General features: G+C 65.4%; 17 protein-coding genes. 12 read left to right on the forward strand and 5 right to left on the reverse strand.

Annotated elements, in window-relative coordinates:
• Nucleotides 1–36 precede the first annotated feature (36 nt).
• Nucleotides 37–1,638: an exodeoxyribonuclease VII large subunit gene (xseA, locus tag V6590_RS03805; RefSeq protein ID WP_335420847.1), complete on the forward strand. Its 1,602-nt coding sequence runs from the start codon at nucleotides 37–39 to the stop codon at nucleotides 1,636–1,638.
• A 5-nt stretch (nucleotides 1,639–1,643) separates the two neighbouring features.
• Here xseA and V6590_RS03810 read toward each other — a convergent pair whose 3' ends face one another.
• From V6590_RS03810 to V6590_RS03820, 3 genes are all read right to left on the reverse strand, one after another.
• Nucleotides 1,644–2,057 carry a hypothetical protein gene (locus V6590_RS03810; protein ID WP_335419800.1) on the reverse strand — a complete coding sequence of 138 codons (414 nt, stop codon included), beginning with the start codon at nucleotides 2,055–2,057 and terminating at the stop codon, nucleotides 1,644–1,646.
• On the reverse strand, nucleotides 2,054–2,449 hold the full coding sequence (locus tag V6590_RS03815; RefSeq protein WP_335419802.1) for a hypothetical protein: 396 nt from the start codon (nucleotides 2,447–2,449) through the stop codon (nucleotides 2,054–2,056). The genes V6590_RS03810 and V6590_RS03815 overlap by 4 nt, the downstream gene beginning before the upstream one ends.
• A 74-nt stretch (nucleotides 2,450–2,523) precedes the next feature.
• A complete protein-coding gene (locus V6590_RS03820; RefSeq protein WP_335419805.1) occupies nucleotides 2,524–3,585 on the reverse strand; it encodes an alkane 1-monooxygenase in 1,062 nt (353 codons plus the stop codon).
• A gap of 101 nt (nucleotides 3,586–3,686) precedes the next feature.
• On the opposite strand from V6590_RS03820, the gene V6590_RS03825 reads away from it, so the two are divergent.
• From V6590_RS03825 to V6590_RS03845, 5 genes are all read left to right on the forward strand, one after another.
• Entirely contained in the window at nucleotides 3,687–4,298 is a 612-nt protein-coding gene (locus tag V6590_RS03825) for a lysoplasmalogenase family protein (protein ID WP_335419811.1), read from the forward strand.
• 52 nt (nucleotides 4,299–4,350) lie between these two features.
• A complete protein-coding gene (ftsY, locus tag V6590_RS03830) occupies nucleotides 4,351–5,346 on the forward strand; it encodes a signal recognition particle-docking protein FtsY (protein WP_335419814.1) in 996 nt (331 codons plus the stop codon).
• 83 nt (nucleotides 5,347–5,429) lie between these two features.
• Nucleotides 5,430–6,329, forward strand: a complete 900-nt coding sequence (locus tag V6590_RS03835) for an EamA family transporter (protein WP_335419817.1) — start codon at nucleotides 5,430–5,432, stop codon at nucleotides 6,327–6,329.
• Entirely contained in the window at nucleotides 6,326–6,934 is a 609-nt protein-coding gene (locus tag V6590_RS03840; protein WP_335419820.1) for an inner membrane-spanning protein YciB, read from the forward strand. The genes V6590_RS03835 and V6590_RS03840 overlap by 4 nt, the downstream gene beginning before the upstream one ends.
• The gene (locus V6590_RS03845) at nucleotides 6,909–7,310 is read left to right on the forward strand and encodes a DUF4440 domain-containing protein (protein WP_335419823.1); all 402 of its coding nucleotides are present in this window, start codon (nucleotides 6,909–6,911) and stop codon (nucleotides 7,308–7,310) included. The genes V6590_RS03840 and V6590_RS03845 overlap by 26 nt, the downstream gene beginning before the upstream one ends.
• A 10-nt stretch (nucleotides 7,311–7,320) precedes the next feature.
• On the opposite strand, the gene V6590_RS03850 is transcribed toward V6590_RS03845, so the two are convergent.
• Entirely contained in the window at nucleotides 7,321–8,526 is a 1,206-nt protein-coding gene (locus V6590_RS03850; RefSeq protein ID WP_335419825.1) for a GTP-binding protein, read from the reverse strand.
• A gap of 115 nt (nucleotides 8,527–8,641) precedes the next feature.
• Between V6590_RS03850 and V6590_RS03855 the strand changes: the two genes are divergently transcribed.
• From V6590_RS03855 to V6590_RS03870, 4 genes are read left to right on the forward strand one after another with little or no spacing between them, the layout of a single operon-like run.
• The gene (locus V6590_RS03855) at nucleotides 8,642–10,396 is read left to right on the forward strand and encodes a DNA polymerase III subunit gamma/tau (protein WP_434063223.1); all 1,755 of its coding nucleotides are present in this window, start codon (nucleotides 8,642–8,644) and stop codon (nucleotides 10,394–10,396) included.
• 10 nt (nucleotides 10,397–10,406) lie between these two features.
• On the forward strand, nucleotides 10,407–10,751 hold the full coding sequence (locus V6590_RS03860) for a YbaB/EbfC family nucleoid-associated protein (protein WP_335419831.1): 345 nt from the start codon (nucleotides 10,407–10,409) through the stop codon (nucleotides 10,749–10,751).
• Entirely contained in the window at nucleotides 10,748–11,347 is a 600-nt protein-coding gene (recR, locus tag V6590_RS03865; RefSeq protein ID WP_335420849.1) for a recombination mediator RecR, read from the forward strand. The genes V6590_RS03860 and recR overlap by 4 nt, the downstream gene beginning before the upstream one ends.
• A gap of 23 nt (nucleotides 11,348–11,370) precedes the next feature.
• Nucleotides 11,371–12,258 carry a peptidoglycan DD-metalloendopeptidase family protein gene (locus tag V6590_RS03870; RefSeq protein ID WP_335419836.1) on the forward strand — a complete coding sequence of 296 codons (888 nt, stop codon included), beginning with the start codon at nucleotides 11,371–11,373 and terminating at the stop codon, nucleotides 12,256–12,258.
• A gap of 68 nt (nucleotides 12,259–12,326) precedes the next feature.
• On the opposite strand, the gene V6590_RS03875 is transcribed toward V6590_RS03870, so the two are convergent.
• On the reverse strand, nucleotides 12,327–13,406 hold the full coding sequence (locus tag V6590_RS03875; protein WP_335419843.1) for a saccharopine dehydrogenase family protein: 1,080 nt from the start codon (nucleotides 13,404–13,406) through the stop codon (nucleotides 12,327–12,329).
• Between the two features lie 494 nt (nucleotides 13,407–13,900).
• On the opposite strand from V6590_RS03875, the gene V6590_RS03880 reads away from it, so the two are divergent.
• Nucleotides 13,901–14,266: an NADH-quinone oxidoreductase subunit A gene (locus V6590_RS03880; protein WP_335419847.1), complete on the forward strand. Its 366-nt coding sequence runs from the start codon at nucleotides 13,901–13,903 to the stop codon at nucleotides 14,264–14,266.
• Nucleotides 14,257–14,790 carry a NuoB/complex I 20 kDa subunit family protein gene (locus V6590_RS03885; RefSeq protein WP_335419850.1) on the forward strand — a complete coding sequence of 178 codons (534 nt, stop codon included), beginning with the start codon at nucleotides 14,257–14,259 and terminating at the stop codon, nucleotides 14,788–14,790. Before V6590_RS03880 ends, V6590_RS03885 begins: the two co-directional genes overlap by 10 nt.
• Nucleotides 14,791–14,794: the final 4 nt, after the last annotated feature.

The raw sequence follows: 14,794 nt of genomic DNA on the forward strand, positions 1-14,794 counted from the left end.
TTTCCCCGCTGCCCGATCCGTGGCAGGATCGCAGCCATGATGGACCTGTTCGAAGACCCCGCCCCGCAGCCCTCCAACCAACCCGAATATACCGTGTCGGAGCTTTCCGGCGCGGTGAAGCGGGTGATCGAGGGCGAATTCGGCCTTGTGCGCGTGCGGGGCGAGGTGGGGCGGGTCAGCCGTCCGGCCTCGGGCCATCTGTATTTCGACCTGAAGGATGACCGCAGCGTGATCGCCGCGATCAGCTGGAAAGGGCAGGTGGCGCGGATGCAGGTGCGCCCCGAAGAGGGGATGGAGGTCGTGGCCACCGGGCGGATGACCACCTTTCCAGGCCAGTCGAAATATCAGCTGATCGTCGAGGATGTGGCCCCCGCCGGGGCAGGGGCCCTGATGGCCATGCTGGAAAAGCGCCGCGCGGCGCTGCAGGCCGAAGGGCTGTTCGATCCGGCGCGCAAGCAGCCGATCCCGTTTCTGCCGGGGGTGATCGGGGTCATCACCTCGCCTTCGGGGGCGGTGATCCGCGATATCCTGCACCGGTTGCGCGACCGCTTTCCCCGCCCGGTGCTGATCTGGCCGGTGGCGGTGCAGGGGCAGGATTGTGCGGCGCAGGTGGCGGCGGCGATCCGGGGCTTCAACGCGATTGCGCCGGGCGGGCCGATCCCGCGGCCCGATCTTCTGATCGTGGCGCGGGGGGGCGGATCGCTGGAGGATCTGTGGGGCTTCAACGAGGAAATCGTGGTGCGGGCGGCGGCGGACAGCCGGATCCCGCTGATTTCGGCGGTGGGGCATGAAACCGATACGACGCTGATCGATTTTGCCGCCGACCGCCGCGCGCCCACCCCCACCGCGGCAGCGGAAATGGCCGTGCCGGTGCGGCTGGACCTGCTGGCGGCGCTGGATGGGCTGGCGGCGCGGCAAAGCCGGGCGCTGGCGCTTGGCTTTGACCGGCGCGGCCAGCGGCTGCGCGATCTGGCCCGCGCCCTGCCGCGCCCCGAGGCGCTGACCGGGGCGGCGGCGCAGCGGCTGGATGCGGCCACGGGGCGCCTGGGCGGCGCGCTTGGTCTGGCGGTGGCGCAAAAGCGCGGGGTCTTTGCGGCGCAGGCCGCGCGGGTGCAGCCGCAGGCGCTGCTGGCCTTGCTGGGTCGGGCGCGGCTGGGGTTGAACGGGCAATCCGGGCGGCTCGACACCGCGCTGGCGCGGCGGCAGGAACGGGCCGCCGACCGGCTGGCCGGTCTGGCCGCGCGGCTTGATCCGGCCTTGGGGCGGTTGCTGGCAGGCGCCGCGCGCGACATTGCCCGCCAGCGCGACGGGCTGGCCGGTCTGGCCGCGCGGCTGGAGGCCGCGGGCGGGCGCGCGTTGGCCACGCGGGCGGAACGGCTGGAGGCGCTTGACCGTATCCGCCTGACGCTGGGCTATACCGCAACGCTGCGGCGGGGCTATGCGGTGGTGCGTGCCGGGGCCGGCATCGTGACCACGGCGGCCGAGGCCGCAAGGGCGGCGGCGCTGGAGATCGAATTCAGCGATGGCCGTCTGGCGGTGCAGGCCGGGCAGGCGACGGCCAGTGCCACAAAGCCCGCACGTCCCCGCAAACCGGGCGGCGGCGATCCGGGGCCGGACGAACAGGGCCGCCTGCTCTGACGGGGTCAGCTCAGCGGGGCAAGCTCCGGGCAGCGGATGGGGTCGGCCTGTTCGCGCAGCATGATCGGGTTGCCCGTCATGTCGCCTTCGAACCAGGCGCTCAGCGTGCCGTCGGGTTCGGCCAGATAGACCCAGCAGCGATCGGGCAATCCGTCCTCATATATGAAACAGATCTGATCGCCGCGCTGCTCCCAGGTGCCGGCCATGCAGCCATCGGCATCCTGCCAGATCACGTGGCGGCCAGAGAAATACTCTTCGGCCCCATACCAGGGCCCATCATAATGCCCCATGATCCGGCCCCGGGTCAGCCGGTCGAAGGTTTCGGCATCCAGCGCGGCAAGGGGGCTGCCCGGTTCGGTCTGCGCGGCGACAGGCAGGGCCATCATCAGCACCAGGCCAAGGCTCAGCCGCATCGTCATACCCCGACATCCGGCCCGGTGCAGGACAGCGGGCCATCGGTCTGGCGCACCTCTGACAGGGCCGTGCCCGCCGGATCGCCTTCGAACTGTGCCATCAGACCGGTTTCGCCCTTCCAGAATTTCCAGCATTGCGGGGCATCGCCCGCCTCATATTCGAAACAGATCAACTCGCCCATCGGATACCAATGGCCGATCTGGCACTGATCGCCGGTAAAGGCCCAGCGGACCCGCCGACCCGGCAGATATTGTTCCGTGCCGAAGATCACCCCGTCCTGCGCATAGGTCAGGGTCTTGCCGGTGGCATAGTGATCGAATTCTTCCGCCGTCATGGCGGGTGCGGCTGCCATGGCCGAGGCCGACAGGAAGCCGGTGGCGCAAAGGCCAAGGATCATCGCTTTGGGTTGGGACAAGACGCGAAACATGGCACCTCCGGACAACTTTGCCGCAAGACTGCCAGAGCGTCCGGTCATTGACCAGAGGGCGGCGCCCAGTGCCGTAGCCGGGGCCGCATCATCCGCCGCCAGCGCCGGGGAAACAGCGCAATCACCGAACACAGAGGCAGCGAATAGGGCAGGCGCGGTGCCGCGTCCCGCTCCGGCAGGCGCAGGGCGGGATAGGGCCGGGTGGGATGGGCATGATGGTCGGAATGGCGCGGTGCATTCAGCATGACCGCGCTGGTAAACCAATGCTGCGCGTTCCAGCTGTGGCGGTCGCTGACAGGTTCCAGCCGTCCATCAGGAAGCGTGCGGCGTGTCAGGCCATAATGCTGCACATAATCCGACAGCATCAGCTGCGCTGTGGCATAAAGCCCCAAGGCCGCCCAGACGGCCACACCCGCCACTCCGGCCAGCACGAAGCCAAGGCCAAGGCAAAGCGCCTGCCCAGCCAGGTAAATGGCATAGGGGTGCAAACCCTGCGCTGCACCCCGGGCGCGCAGCGCATCTTCGGCCCGTCTGCCTGCCCGGAAACTGCCGAAATAGGCCCGCGGCAGAAAGGCATAGAAACTTTCCTCGCCCCGGGCCGAATTGGGATCCTCGGGCGTTGCCACATGCCGGTGATGCACCAGACGATGCGCCGAGGCGTGATGGCCATTCAGCAGCGTCACATAGATTGCGACGCCCAAACGAAACAGCCCGCGCGCCCCGCGATGGATCAATTCATGCGCGGCGGGGTTCGACACCTGCCCGAAGAACTGGCCAAAGCCCAGGAACAGCACGATCCTGGCCCCCGCCGACAGGCCACTGTCGCCCGCAATCGCCCAGACGGCCAGCGGGAAGGCCAGCAGATGCCCGGTGGCTATGGCAACCAGCAGCGCATCTGCGGCGGGAAACTCTGATCCCTCAGGCGCATCAGGGGCGACCAGCGGGATCAGATGATCCAGCATCACCGTCAGCCCGGCCATATAGATCAGCCCGGGCAGCACCCAAAGCCCGCCCATCCCTACGCCCCAGACCAGAAGCGCCAGCGGCGCAAGGGCGGCGGCGGCAAAAAGCGGCATCGCAGGAAGGCGCAGGGCGAGGGGCTTCATGGCTTGCAGCATAGCACGCCCATCGGCTACGACCAGACACGACACGGCCTTGCCGCAACGTCGCCTTTGCAGGGCAGGGGGCAGCCGGGCTAGCCTGCGCCATGACCTTGCCCTGGCTCATCTCTGCTGCCCTTGCGGCCCTGTACGGGATCGCCTTCGCCGCCGATACCGGCCACAGTTGGCTGCGCACGGCCATCAAGACCGGATCAGTGGCGGGCCTTGCCGGTATCGCCGCAGGGGCCGGTGCGCCGCCAGTGATCATTGCAGGGCTGGCCCTGGGTGCCTTGGGCGATCTGCTTCTGTCGCGCCCGGGCGAGCGGGCCTTTCTGGCCGGAATGGCGGCTTTTGCCGCCGGACATATCGCCTATGCGCTGGCCTTCGGCCCCGGTCTTGCGCCGCTCTGGCTGCTGGCTGGCCTTGTGCTGCTGGCGGCATCGACCGAGATCTGGCTTGCCCCCCATACCGGGCCCTTGCGCTGGCCGGTGCGGGCCTATGTGCTGGTGATCTGCCTGATGGCCGCCCTTGCCGCCGCCCGGCCTGAACCGCTGCTGCGTGTCGGGGCTGCGCTGTTCGTCACCTCTGACCTGCTGCTGGCGCTGGCCTTGTTCGTCACGCAGGAGCCCGCCCGCCGCCGGTTGCTGTCATGGCTGCTGTGGCCCGCCTATTGGGGCGGGCAGGCGCTGATCCTTCTGGCCTTCCTCCCCTTCCCTTGACGCGCCGAAACGACTAGGTGAGGACAAAGCCATCACCAATGTCGGAGCGGCCATGTCATTCTTCAAGAAGCTGAAGGACCGGATGTTCCGATCCTCCGACAAGATCGGCGGATCGTTGGAGGCCCTGGTCGATGACACGGCGGTTCCCGCAGCCCCCGCCGATCCCAAACCCGGCCTGATCGGGCGCATCTTCGGCACCAGCAGTGACGAGCCGCGCCGGATCATGGATGACGCCATGCTCGAAAGTCTCGAGGAACTGCTGATCGAGGCCGATATGGGTGTCGATACGGCAACCCGCGTCGCCGCCAATATCGCCGAAAGCCGGATGGGCAAACGCATCGGCGCGACCGAGTTGAAACAGGCGCTTGCGTCCGAAGTTGCGCGGATCATGGACCCGGTCGCCCGTCCGATGCCGCTTTACCCCCGCCGCCCGCAGGTGGTGCTGGTGGTGGGCGTCAATGGATCGGGCAAGACCACAACCATCGGCAAGCTGGCCTCGCAGTTCAAGGCGGCCGGCAAATCGGTGGTGATCGCGGCGGGTGATACCTTCCGCGCGGCTGCGGTCGAACAGTTGCAGATATGGGGCACCCGCGCGGGTGTGCCGGTGCTGACCGCCCCCGAAGGATCAGACCCCGCCAGCCTGGCCTTCGATGCCATGACCCGCGCGCAGGAAACCGGGGCCGATCTGCTGTTGATCGATACCGCAGGCCGTCTGCAGAACCGCGCCGATCTGATGGAAGAACTGGCCAAGATCGTCCGTGTCATCCGCAAGAAGGATGAAACCGCCCCGCACAATACCCTGCTGGTTCTGGATGCGACCACCGGGCAGAATGCGGTCGCGCAGGTCGAAATCTTTCGCAAGATCGCCGATGTCTCCGGCCTTGTGATGACCAAGCTTGACGGCACGGCCAAGGGGGGCGTTCTGGTCAGTCTTGCCGACCGGTTCGGCTTACCGATCCATGCGATCGGGGTGGGCGAACAGATCGACGACCTGTCGCCTTTCGACCCCGAAGATTTCGCCCGCGCGCTGGTCGGGCTGCCTGATTGATCTGACATGCCTTTATCCCGGTCCAAATATCCTCGGGGGGCACGGGGGGCAGACAGCCCCGCGCTCTTCATGGCCACCCCGCGATGAGCGATTGGCTGCGCACGCTGGAAGGCACCCCCGCCGGGCATGATCTTGCGCTGGCACTGGCCCTTGGGGCTGCCGTGCTGCATGCGCTGTTCGGCGCGTTGCAGAAGGGCCGCCATGATCCCTGGCTCAGCCGGGCGGCGATCGATGCCAGCTATGGGTTGATGGCGCTGCCTTTCGCAGTGTTCGTCGTGCCCTGGCCCGAGCCGCATATGTGGCCGATCTTTGCGGGCGTCTTCGTGATCCATGCCGGATACAAGCTGTTGCAGGCCGCAACCTATGACCGGGCGGCCTTTACGGTGGTCTATCCGGTGGTGCGGGGCACCGGGCCGCTGGTGACCGTGGCGCTGGCCGGGCTGGTCTTTGGCGAAAGGTTCAGCCCGGGGCAATGGCTGGGCGTGGCCTGCCTGTCGGGCGGAATTCTGGCGCTGGCCGGGTGGAACCTGCGCACTGTCACGGCGGGGCGGGCCACCATGGTGCCGGCCCTCTGGCTGGCGGCGGGAACCGGGGTCTTTGTCGCTGCCTATACCACCTTCGATGCCTATGGCATCCGCGCCACCGCCAACCCGTTCACCTTTCTGGCCTGGTTTTTCGTGATCGACAGCCTGCTCATGCCCGCGCTGACCTTTCGGCGCTGGTCGGGGCTTGGGCTTTCGGGCATTCTGCCCCTGCTGCGACGCGGGGTGTTCGGCGCGCTGGTGGCATTTGCCAGTTTCGGGTCGATCATGCTGGCCACGCGGCTAGACAAAGTGGGCGAGGCGGCGGTGCTGCGCGAAACCTCGACCGTCTTTGCCGCGCTGATCGGCTGGCTGGTGCTGGGGGAACGAACCGGGCGGGTGCAGATCGCCCTGATGGCAGTGATCGCGGCTGGCGCCGTGATGGTGGAGATGCTGGGATGACCGACGAGACACGCAAACTGCCGGGCTGGCTGAAATTCCTGCTGGAATTCGGGCCGGTGCTGGCCTTCTTCATTGGCTATGTAAAGCTGAAGGACATGACCTTCACGCTGGCTGGGCAGGATTATTCCGGCTTTCTTGTGGTCACGGCGGCCTTCATCCCGCTGATGGTGATCTGCACCGGTCTGCTCTGGTTGCTCACGGGCAAACTGTCGCAGATGCAGGTGATGACGGTTGTTCTTGTCGTGGTCTTTGGCGGGCTGTCGGTCTGGCTGCAGGACGAACGCTTTTTCAAGATGAAACCCTCGATCATCTACATGCTTTTCGCGGCCATCCTGGGGTTCGGCCTGATGCGCGGGCAAAGCTATCTCAGCGGGGTCATGGGCGATGCACTGCCGATGCGCCCCGAAGGCTGGATGATCCTGACGCGCCGCATGGCGCTGTTCTTCGTCGCGCTGGCCCTGGCGAATGAAGCCATCTGGCGGCTGACCGACACCGACACCTGGGTCAATTTCAAGACCTTTGGCCTGCCGCTGGCCATGATGGGGTTCTTCCTTGCGCAAGGCGGCTTGCTCAAGGCGCATGGGATCGACCGCGATGAAGGCTGACGCGCTGCTGGACGCGGTTCTGGCGCAGGAGCACGCCGTCTGGGCAGCGCTGCAAGCCGGGGATGCGGCGGCAGATGCGGCCTTGCTGTCTCCCGGGTTTCTGGGGCTTTATCCCAGCGGCTATGCCGGGCGCGACGATCATGCCGGGCAATTGGCTGATGGCCCGACCGTGGCGGACTATGCGATCACCGAGGCACGGGTCATGGCGCTTGGCGCCGACATGGCCCTGCTGACCTATCTGGCCGAATATTCCCGCCCCGCCGGGGGACCGGCGGAACGGATGTGGGTCTCATCGCTCTGGCGACGGGCGGGCGCGGGATGGGAGAACCTGTTTTCTCAGGATACCCCCTGCGACAGCCCTTTTGCGCCGGTCTGACCTCGGCAGTTCACGCGGCCTGACGCTGACCCCAGAGCGGGAAGGGGTCGGGCAGATCGGCCCAGGCCGCGGGGGTAAAGCAGTTGACTGGCAGCAGGGCGGCATCCAGGGCCGCGCAGATCGCGTCGCGATCATGGCCTGCACCGATGAACACGATTTCCTGCCGACGGTCGCCCCAGGGGTCTTGCCACTTTGCGGCGATTTCGGCCTGCGCATCGGGATGTTTCGGCAACCTGTCGGCTGGCACGCTGGCCCACCACCGCCCCAGCGGCGTGACCGATGACATCGCCCCGGCCAGGCTGAATTCGGCGGCCCAATCCGGGCGGGTGGCGATCCAGAAATGCCCCTTGGCCCGGATGATCCCCGGCAGATCGCCATTCAGCACCCGGTGCAGGCGGGCCGGATCAAAGGGCGCGCGGGCGCGATAGACAAAGCTGGAAATCCCGTATTCTTCGGTTTCGGGCGCATGATCGGCAAAGCCATACAGTTCCTTGGCCCACATGGGATGCAGATGCGCCTTGTCAAAATCGAACAGGCCTGTGTCAAAAATCGCCTCGGGCGCGACCTTGGACCTGCTGGTTTCGATCAATCTGGCATCCGGGTTCAACGCCTTCACGATCTTGCGCGCGGCATCGATCTGGGCGGGTGTCGCATCCGAGACCTTGTTCAGCACAACCACATCGGCAAATTCCATCTGGTCGGTCAGCAGGTTCACAAGGCTGCGATTGTCCTGATCGCCCAGCGACTCCCCCCGGTCTGCCAGAAAGTCATGGCTGGCGAAATCCTTCAGCAGATTGACGGCATCGACCACGGTCACCATGCAATCCAGCCGCGCCACATCGGACAGGCTGTTGCCAGCCTCGTCGCGAAAATCGAAGGTCGCGGCCACCGGCAGCGGTTCGGCAATGCCGGTGCTTTCGATCAGCAGATGATCGAACCGCCCGGCTTCGGCCAGACGGCGCACTTCGGTCAGCAGATCATCGCGCAGGGTGCAGCAGATGCAGCCATTGGTCATTTCGACCAGCTTTTCCTCGGCCCGGTTCAGCGTGGTGCCTTCGCGGATCAGATCGGCATCGATGTTCACTTCCGACATGTCATTCACGATGACGGCCACGCGGCGCCCGTCGCGATTGTTCAGGATGTGGTTCAGCAAGGTGGTCTTGCCCGCGCCCAGAAAGCCCGAAAGCACGGTGACGGGCAGGCGGTGATCGGTCATGGCTGGCCTCATTTTTGGTTATACTATAACATTACATGAGGTGCGGATGGATGCAAGCGGGTGGACGAAGTCGGGCGGACGCCCTAGGTTGGCCCCAACAGAATCCGGGACCGCCATGTCAGAGACCGAACCGCAGGGCTATCAGGTCCTTGCCCGCAAATACCGCCCGCAAACCTTTGCCGATCTGATCGGGCAAGAAGCCATGGTGCGGACGCTGAAGAACGCCTTCGCCGCCGACCGGATCGCCCATGCCTTCGTGATGACCGGGGTGCGCGGGGTGGGCAAGACCACCACGGCGCGGATCATTGCCAAGGGACTGAACTGCGTGGGCCCCGATGGCGTGGGCGGAGCGACGACCGAACCCTGCCTCGTTTGCGACCAGTGCAAGGCGATCGCCGAAGGCCGCCATGTCGATGTGATGGAAATGGATGCGGCGTCGCGCACTGGTGTGAACGACATCCGCGAAATCATTGATTCCGTTCACTATCGGGCAGCGTCAGCCCGCTACAAGATCTATATCATCGACGAAGTTCACATGCTGTCGAACAATGCCTTCAACGCGTTGTTGAAGACGCTCGAAGAGCCACCGGCCCATGTGAAATTTATCTTTGCCACCACCGAAATCCGCAAGGTGCCGGTCACAGTGCTGTCACGCTGCCAACGGTTCGACCTGAAGCGGATCGAACCCGAGGTGATGATGGCCCATCTGGCCCGCGTGGCCGGGCTTGAGGGCGCAAGGCTGGCCCCCGATGCGCTGGCGTTGATCACCCGCGCGGCCGAAGGGTCGGTGCGCGATGCCATGAGCCTGATGGATCAGGCCATCGCCCATGGCGCGGGCGAAACCACCGGGGATCAGGTCCGGGCCATGCTGGGGCTGGCCGACCGTGGCCGCACGCTGGATCTGTTTGACATGATCATGCGGGGCGATGCACCTGCGGCGCTGGCAGAGCTTGCAGCGCAATATTCCGATGGTGCCGATCCTATGGCGGTGCTGCGCGATCTGGCCGAAATCAGCCATTGGATCAGTGTCATCAAGATCACCCCGGAGGCGGCGGAAGACCCGACAATCCCGCCCGATGAACGCGCGCGCGGGCTGGATCTGGCGCAGCGGCTGGCGATGCGGGTGCTGACGCGGATGTGGCAGATGCTCCTGAAGGCCATCGAAGAGGTGACGCTGGCCCCCAATGCGATGATGGCCGCCGAAATGGCGGTGATCCGGCTGACGCATGTGGCCGATCTGCCAGACCCCGAAGCCTTGCTGCGTCGTCTGCAATCCGGCCCGCCGCCGGTGCAGCCGGGCGGCGGCGCGCCTGCGGGCGGTGGGGGCGGCGGCATGGTGCATGCACCCCCCCGGATGATGGCCCCTGCGCGCGGCCCGGCCATGGGGCCGACGATGCAGGGCGGCGCAGCGGTCGCGCTGGCTGAAGACCGGCTGCGGGTCTATGCCACCTTTGACCATGTGATCGACCTGATCCGCGAAAAGCGCGACATGAAGCTGCTTCTGGATGTCGAAACCCATGTGCGGCTTGCGAAATACGCGCCGGGGCGGATCGAGTTCGAACCCGGTCCCGGGGCGCCCCGCGATCTGGCGGCCACATTGGCCGCGCGGCTGCAGGGCTGGACCGGCGGGCGGTGGGGCGTGTCGGTCGTGGGATCGGGCGGGGCGCCGTCGGTCACCGAATTGCGCGATGCCGAACGCCTGCAGGCCGAGGCCGAGGCACTGCAAAACCCGCTGGTGCAGGCAGTGCTGACGGCCTTTCCGGGGGCGAAGATCAGCGATATCCGCACGCCCGAGGCGCTGGCACAGGCCGCTGCGGTCCAGGCCTTGCCCGAGGTCGAAGATGAATGGGACCCTTTCGAGGAAGACTGAGGAGAGCGGGATGCTGAAAGGACTTGGCGGGTTTGGCGATATGGCCAAGATGATGAAAGCCGCACAGGACATGCAGGCCAAATTGGCCGAGATGCAGGAGGCATTGGCCAATACCGTCGTGATCGGCGAATCCGGGGCCGGGCTGGTCAAGGCACGCTGCACGGCCAAGGGGGTGATCACCGGGCTGGATATCGACCCGTCGATCCTTGTCCCGTCCGAAAAGGAAGTGGTCGAGGATCTGATCATCGCCGCGATCAAGGATGCACAGGCCCGCGCCGCCGAGCGCGAAAAGCAGGAAACCCGGAAACTGGCCGAAACGCTGGGCCTGCCTGCCGATTTCAAGCTGCCCTTCTGATGGCGGCACCGGGCGATATCGAGGATCTGATCGGGCTCATGGCGCGGTTGCCGGGGCTTGGGCCTCGTTCTGCCCGCCGTGCGGTGTTGCATCTGCTGAAGAAACGCGGGCCACTGATGGCCCCGCTGGCGCAGGCCATGGCGCATGTGGCGCTGAGCGCGCGGGATTGCGTGACCTGCGGCAATATCGGCACGGATGATCAGTGCCCGATCTGCGCCGATCCGGCGCGGGCCAACGGGGAAATCTGCGTGGTGGCCGATGTGTCGGACCTCTGGGCGATGGAGCGGGGCGGGGCGTTCCGGGGGCGCTATCACGTTCTGGGCGGCACCTTGTCGGCACTGGACGGGCTGGGCCCGGAGGAATTGCGCATTCCCCGGCTGGTCGCGCGCGTCTCCGAGGAAGGCACGCGTGAGGTGATCCTTGCGCTGGCGGCCACGGTCGATGGCCAGACCACGGCCCATTACATCGCCGATGCGCTGGCGGGCAGCGGGGCGCAGATCAGCACGCTGGCCCAGGGGGTGCCGGTGGGGGGCGAGCTGGATTATCTGGACGATGGCACGATCGGCGCGGCGCTGCGGGCGCGGCGTCAGGTCTGACCACAGCAAGTTCTGGGGGACACATGGATATTCAGGCGATTGCCGCGACTCTGCGGGGGGCAGACGATCTTTATGCCGTGCTGCGCCGTGCCGGGGCGGGGCTGACGGCGGAGGCAGCAGACGCGCTGTTGCCCGCGCTTTACGCGGCGCTTGGTGATGCGCCCGAGGCTGCACGGCTGCAATCGGTGGATCAGAGCCTGTTGCGGGCGGTGATCCGGGCCGGTGCTGGACTGCCTGCCGCCCCGTCATTGGCGGGGCATCTGCAGGCCTGCGCCGTTGCCCCCTTGTTTCAGCCCGACATCGCCAGCCGGTCGCATATGGTGCTGCGCTGTGACGAAACCCCTGGAATGCCCGCCTATTCCGACCCGAGCTTTGACGCATGGTTCGCCGGGCAGGGTGTGGACTATGGGCTTGGCCCCTATGGCGAAAAGCGCAGCGTCTACAGGGCCGCGCAATTCGCCGATGCCGCAAGCCCGGAACGGCGGATGATCCATATGGGGATTGATGTCTTTGCCCCGGCGGGCACGGCAGTCCATGCGCCGCTGCCTGCTGTGGTGCAATCGGTGGTCTATAATGCCGATCCGCTGGATTACGGCCATACGCTGATCCTGCGCCATGACAGCGCGGCGGGGCCGTTCCATACGCTTTATGGCCATCTGGGGGGCAGCTTGCCGGGCCTGTGCCAGCCGGGGCAGCTGGTCGCGGCAGGGCAGGTGGTTGCGCATCTTGGGGATTGGCCGGAAAATGGCGGTTGGGCCCCGCATCTGCATTTCCAGATGATGGCCGACATGCTGGATCAGAAGGGTGGCAACTTCTTTGGCGTGGGGCATGAAAGCTTGTGGGACATCTGGCAGCAGATCTGCCCCGACCCGAACCTGATCCTGCGTCTGCCGGAGCGCGTTTTCGGCTAGGGCGCCTCTGGCGCAAGCCCGGGGGGGTTACCCCCGGACCTCCAGGATGTTTGCGCCACGATGAAGGTTCAGGCGTGGCGGGCGCGGTGGCCGATATTGTAGAAATTGCCGGTGCGGGTCGCCAGATAGGGGCCAAGCGGGATGTCTTCCTGCTTCAGGAACCCCTGCTGGGGCAGGGTGCCCGCGCGGGTCATTTCGATGACCGCAACCACCGATGCCGATGTGGTCCAGGCGATGGCGGTGCGGGATTTGCCGCCGATTTCAATCGGGTAATAGCTGCGGACGAATTCCTTGCGGCGCAGCTGGCCATTCACCCGGCCTTCGGCGGCAACATGGACATAGACCACGTCTTCATCCACCGGGGGTTTGGCATTGGTCAGGATGCGCCCCGCTTCGGCCCGGTTTTCGCGCATCAGCAGTTCGTGGAAGAAGAAGTTCATCAGCTGCACATGGCCTGGATAGCGCATGGTCTTGTAATCAAGGTTCTCGATCCGGCCCAGATAGGTTTCACACATGGTGCCAAGCCCACCTGACGTGGTGAAGGCTTCCAGCTGCATGCCGTCGATATAGATCGCTTCGGTCCATTCCATCGCCGAGACGGTCTTCAGAACGCCTTCCTCGATCACCTCGCAATCATTGAGGTATTCGTTCACCACACCTTCGGGCGACCAGTTGAAGGCATAGCCCAGAAGGCCGGTCGGGTTTTGCGGCAGGGCACCCACGCGCAGCTTGATCGAGCGGACGGTTTCGAACTGATTGGCCAGATCGGCTGCGACGATACCAACAAAGCCCGGCGCAAGGCCGCATTGCGGGGCCATCAGGCCCTTAGCTGTCTTGGCCAGATCGCGGATATGCTTGGTGGTGGGCACATCTTCGGTCAGATCGAAGTAATGCAGGCCAAGCCCATGGGCGACGGTGGAAACGCCAATGTTCAGGTGATAGGGCAGGCAGGACAGCACGGCCTCTTGCCCGTCCAGCGCAGCCTTCAACGCAGCGGTATCCGACAGGTCCACCGTTCTGGTGGCAAAGGGGGCCTGCGTGTCGCGGGCATCGATCCCGGTGACCGTGAAGCCGCTTTCCACCAGCAGCTCGGCGGCGAGATGACCCACCTTGCCGAGGCCCAGAACGGCGATCTTGTTGAATGACATGGCTGTTTCCTTCTGTCTTGTCCGCCTGCGCGGCGGTGTTCATCATGCGTCAGTCTGACGGTTGGACCTGCCGATTGCGCGCGTCAGAATGCCGGAATGTGTGATCTGACGGGCAATATGACGACAAGTCTGGCAATGTGCCGATCCGGCTTGCGTGGCCCGTCGGTTCTTCGCGTCAGCCCGTGCCAGATGGTTGCGCAAACAGCCGCGGCTGAGTGCAAGGCCATGCCTGACAGATTCTGTTGGTTCCCAAGGTCGCACTTGCCACGCCACCGGATCGGACCATCCTTTCCGGCAGGAATGCTGCAATGGCGAAGAAAAGCCGGTCCATTACGGTGTGCCATTGTATACAGTTGTCGAAATCCCTGCGATTCCCGCCGTTTTTAGCGAGGCCTTTGGTTGACCGCGGCGGGGGGGCAGAGTAAACGGAAGCCAGCAACGATCCGCCGCGCGGGGCACACCATGCCCTTTGCCGCCAGCCGAAGGAGCCACTCGTGGACGATCTTCTCCGAGAATACCTTCCCATTCTCATCTTTCTGGCACTTGCGGTCGGCCTCGGCCTTGTGCTGATCCTCGCGGCCCTTGTGCTGGCCGTGCGCAGCCCGGACCCGGAAAAGGTGTCGGCCTATGAATGCGGGTTCAACGCCTTTGACGATGCCCGGATGAAGTTCGACGTGCGCTTCTACCTAGTGTCGATCCTGTTCATCATCTTTGACCTTGAGGTTGCTTTCCTCTTTCCTTGGGCGGTTGCCTTTGGCGAAATGTCGATGATGGGCTTCTGGTCGATGATGGTGTTCCTGGGGGTGCTGACCGTCGGCTTTGCCTATGAATGGAAGAAAGGGGCGCTGGAATGGGCGTGAGCACCAGTGCGAACCATGCGGCCAATGACCTTGATGCAGGCATGGCGGCTATGAACCGCGATCTGCAGGACAAGGGGTTCCTGCTGACCTCGACCGAGGACATCATCAACTGGGCGCGCACCGGCAGCCTGCACTGGATGACCTTCGGTCTGGCCTGCTGTGCGGTGGAAATGATGCATACCGCCATGCCGCGCTATGATGTGGAACGGTACGGTTTCGCCCCCCGCGCCAGCCCGCGCCAATCGGACGTGATGATCGTGGCGGGCACGCTGACCAACAAGATGGCCCCGGCGCTGCGCAAGGTCTATGACCAGATGCCCGAGCCGCGCTATGTGATCTCGATGGGGTCCTGCGCGAATGGCGGCGGATATTACCATTACAGCTATTCGGTCGTGCGGGGCTGTGACCGCGTGGTTCCGGTGGACATCTATGTGCCCGGCTGCCCGCCCACGGCCGAGGCGCTGATGTATGGCATTCTGGCGCTGCAGCGGAAGATCCGCCGCACCGGCACGCTGGTCCGGTAAGGGA

The sequence above is a fragment of the Gemmobacter denitrificans genome (assembly GCF_036964905.1).
GTDB lineage: Bacteria > Pseudomonadota > Alphaproteobacteria > Rhodobacterales > Rhodobacteraceae > Gemmobacter > Gemmobacter denitrificans.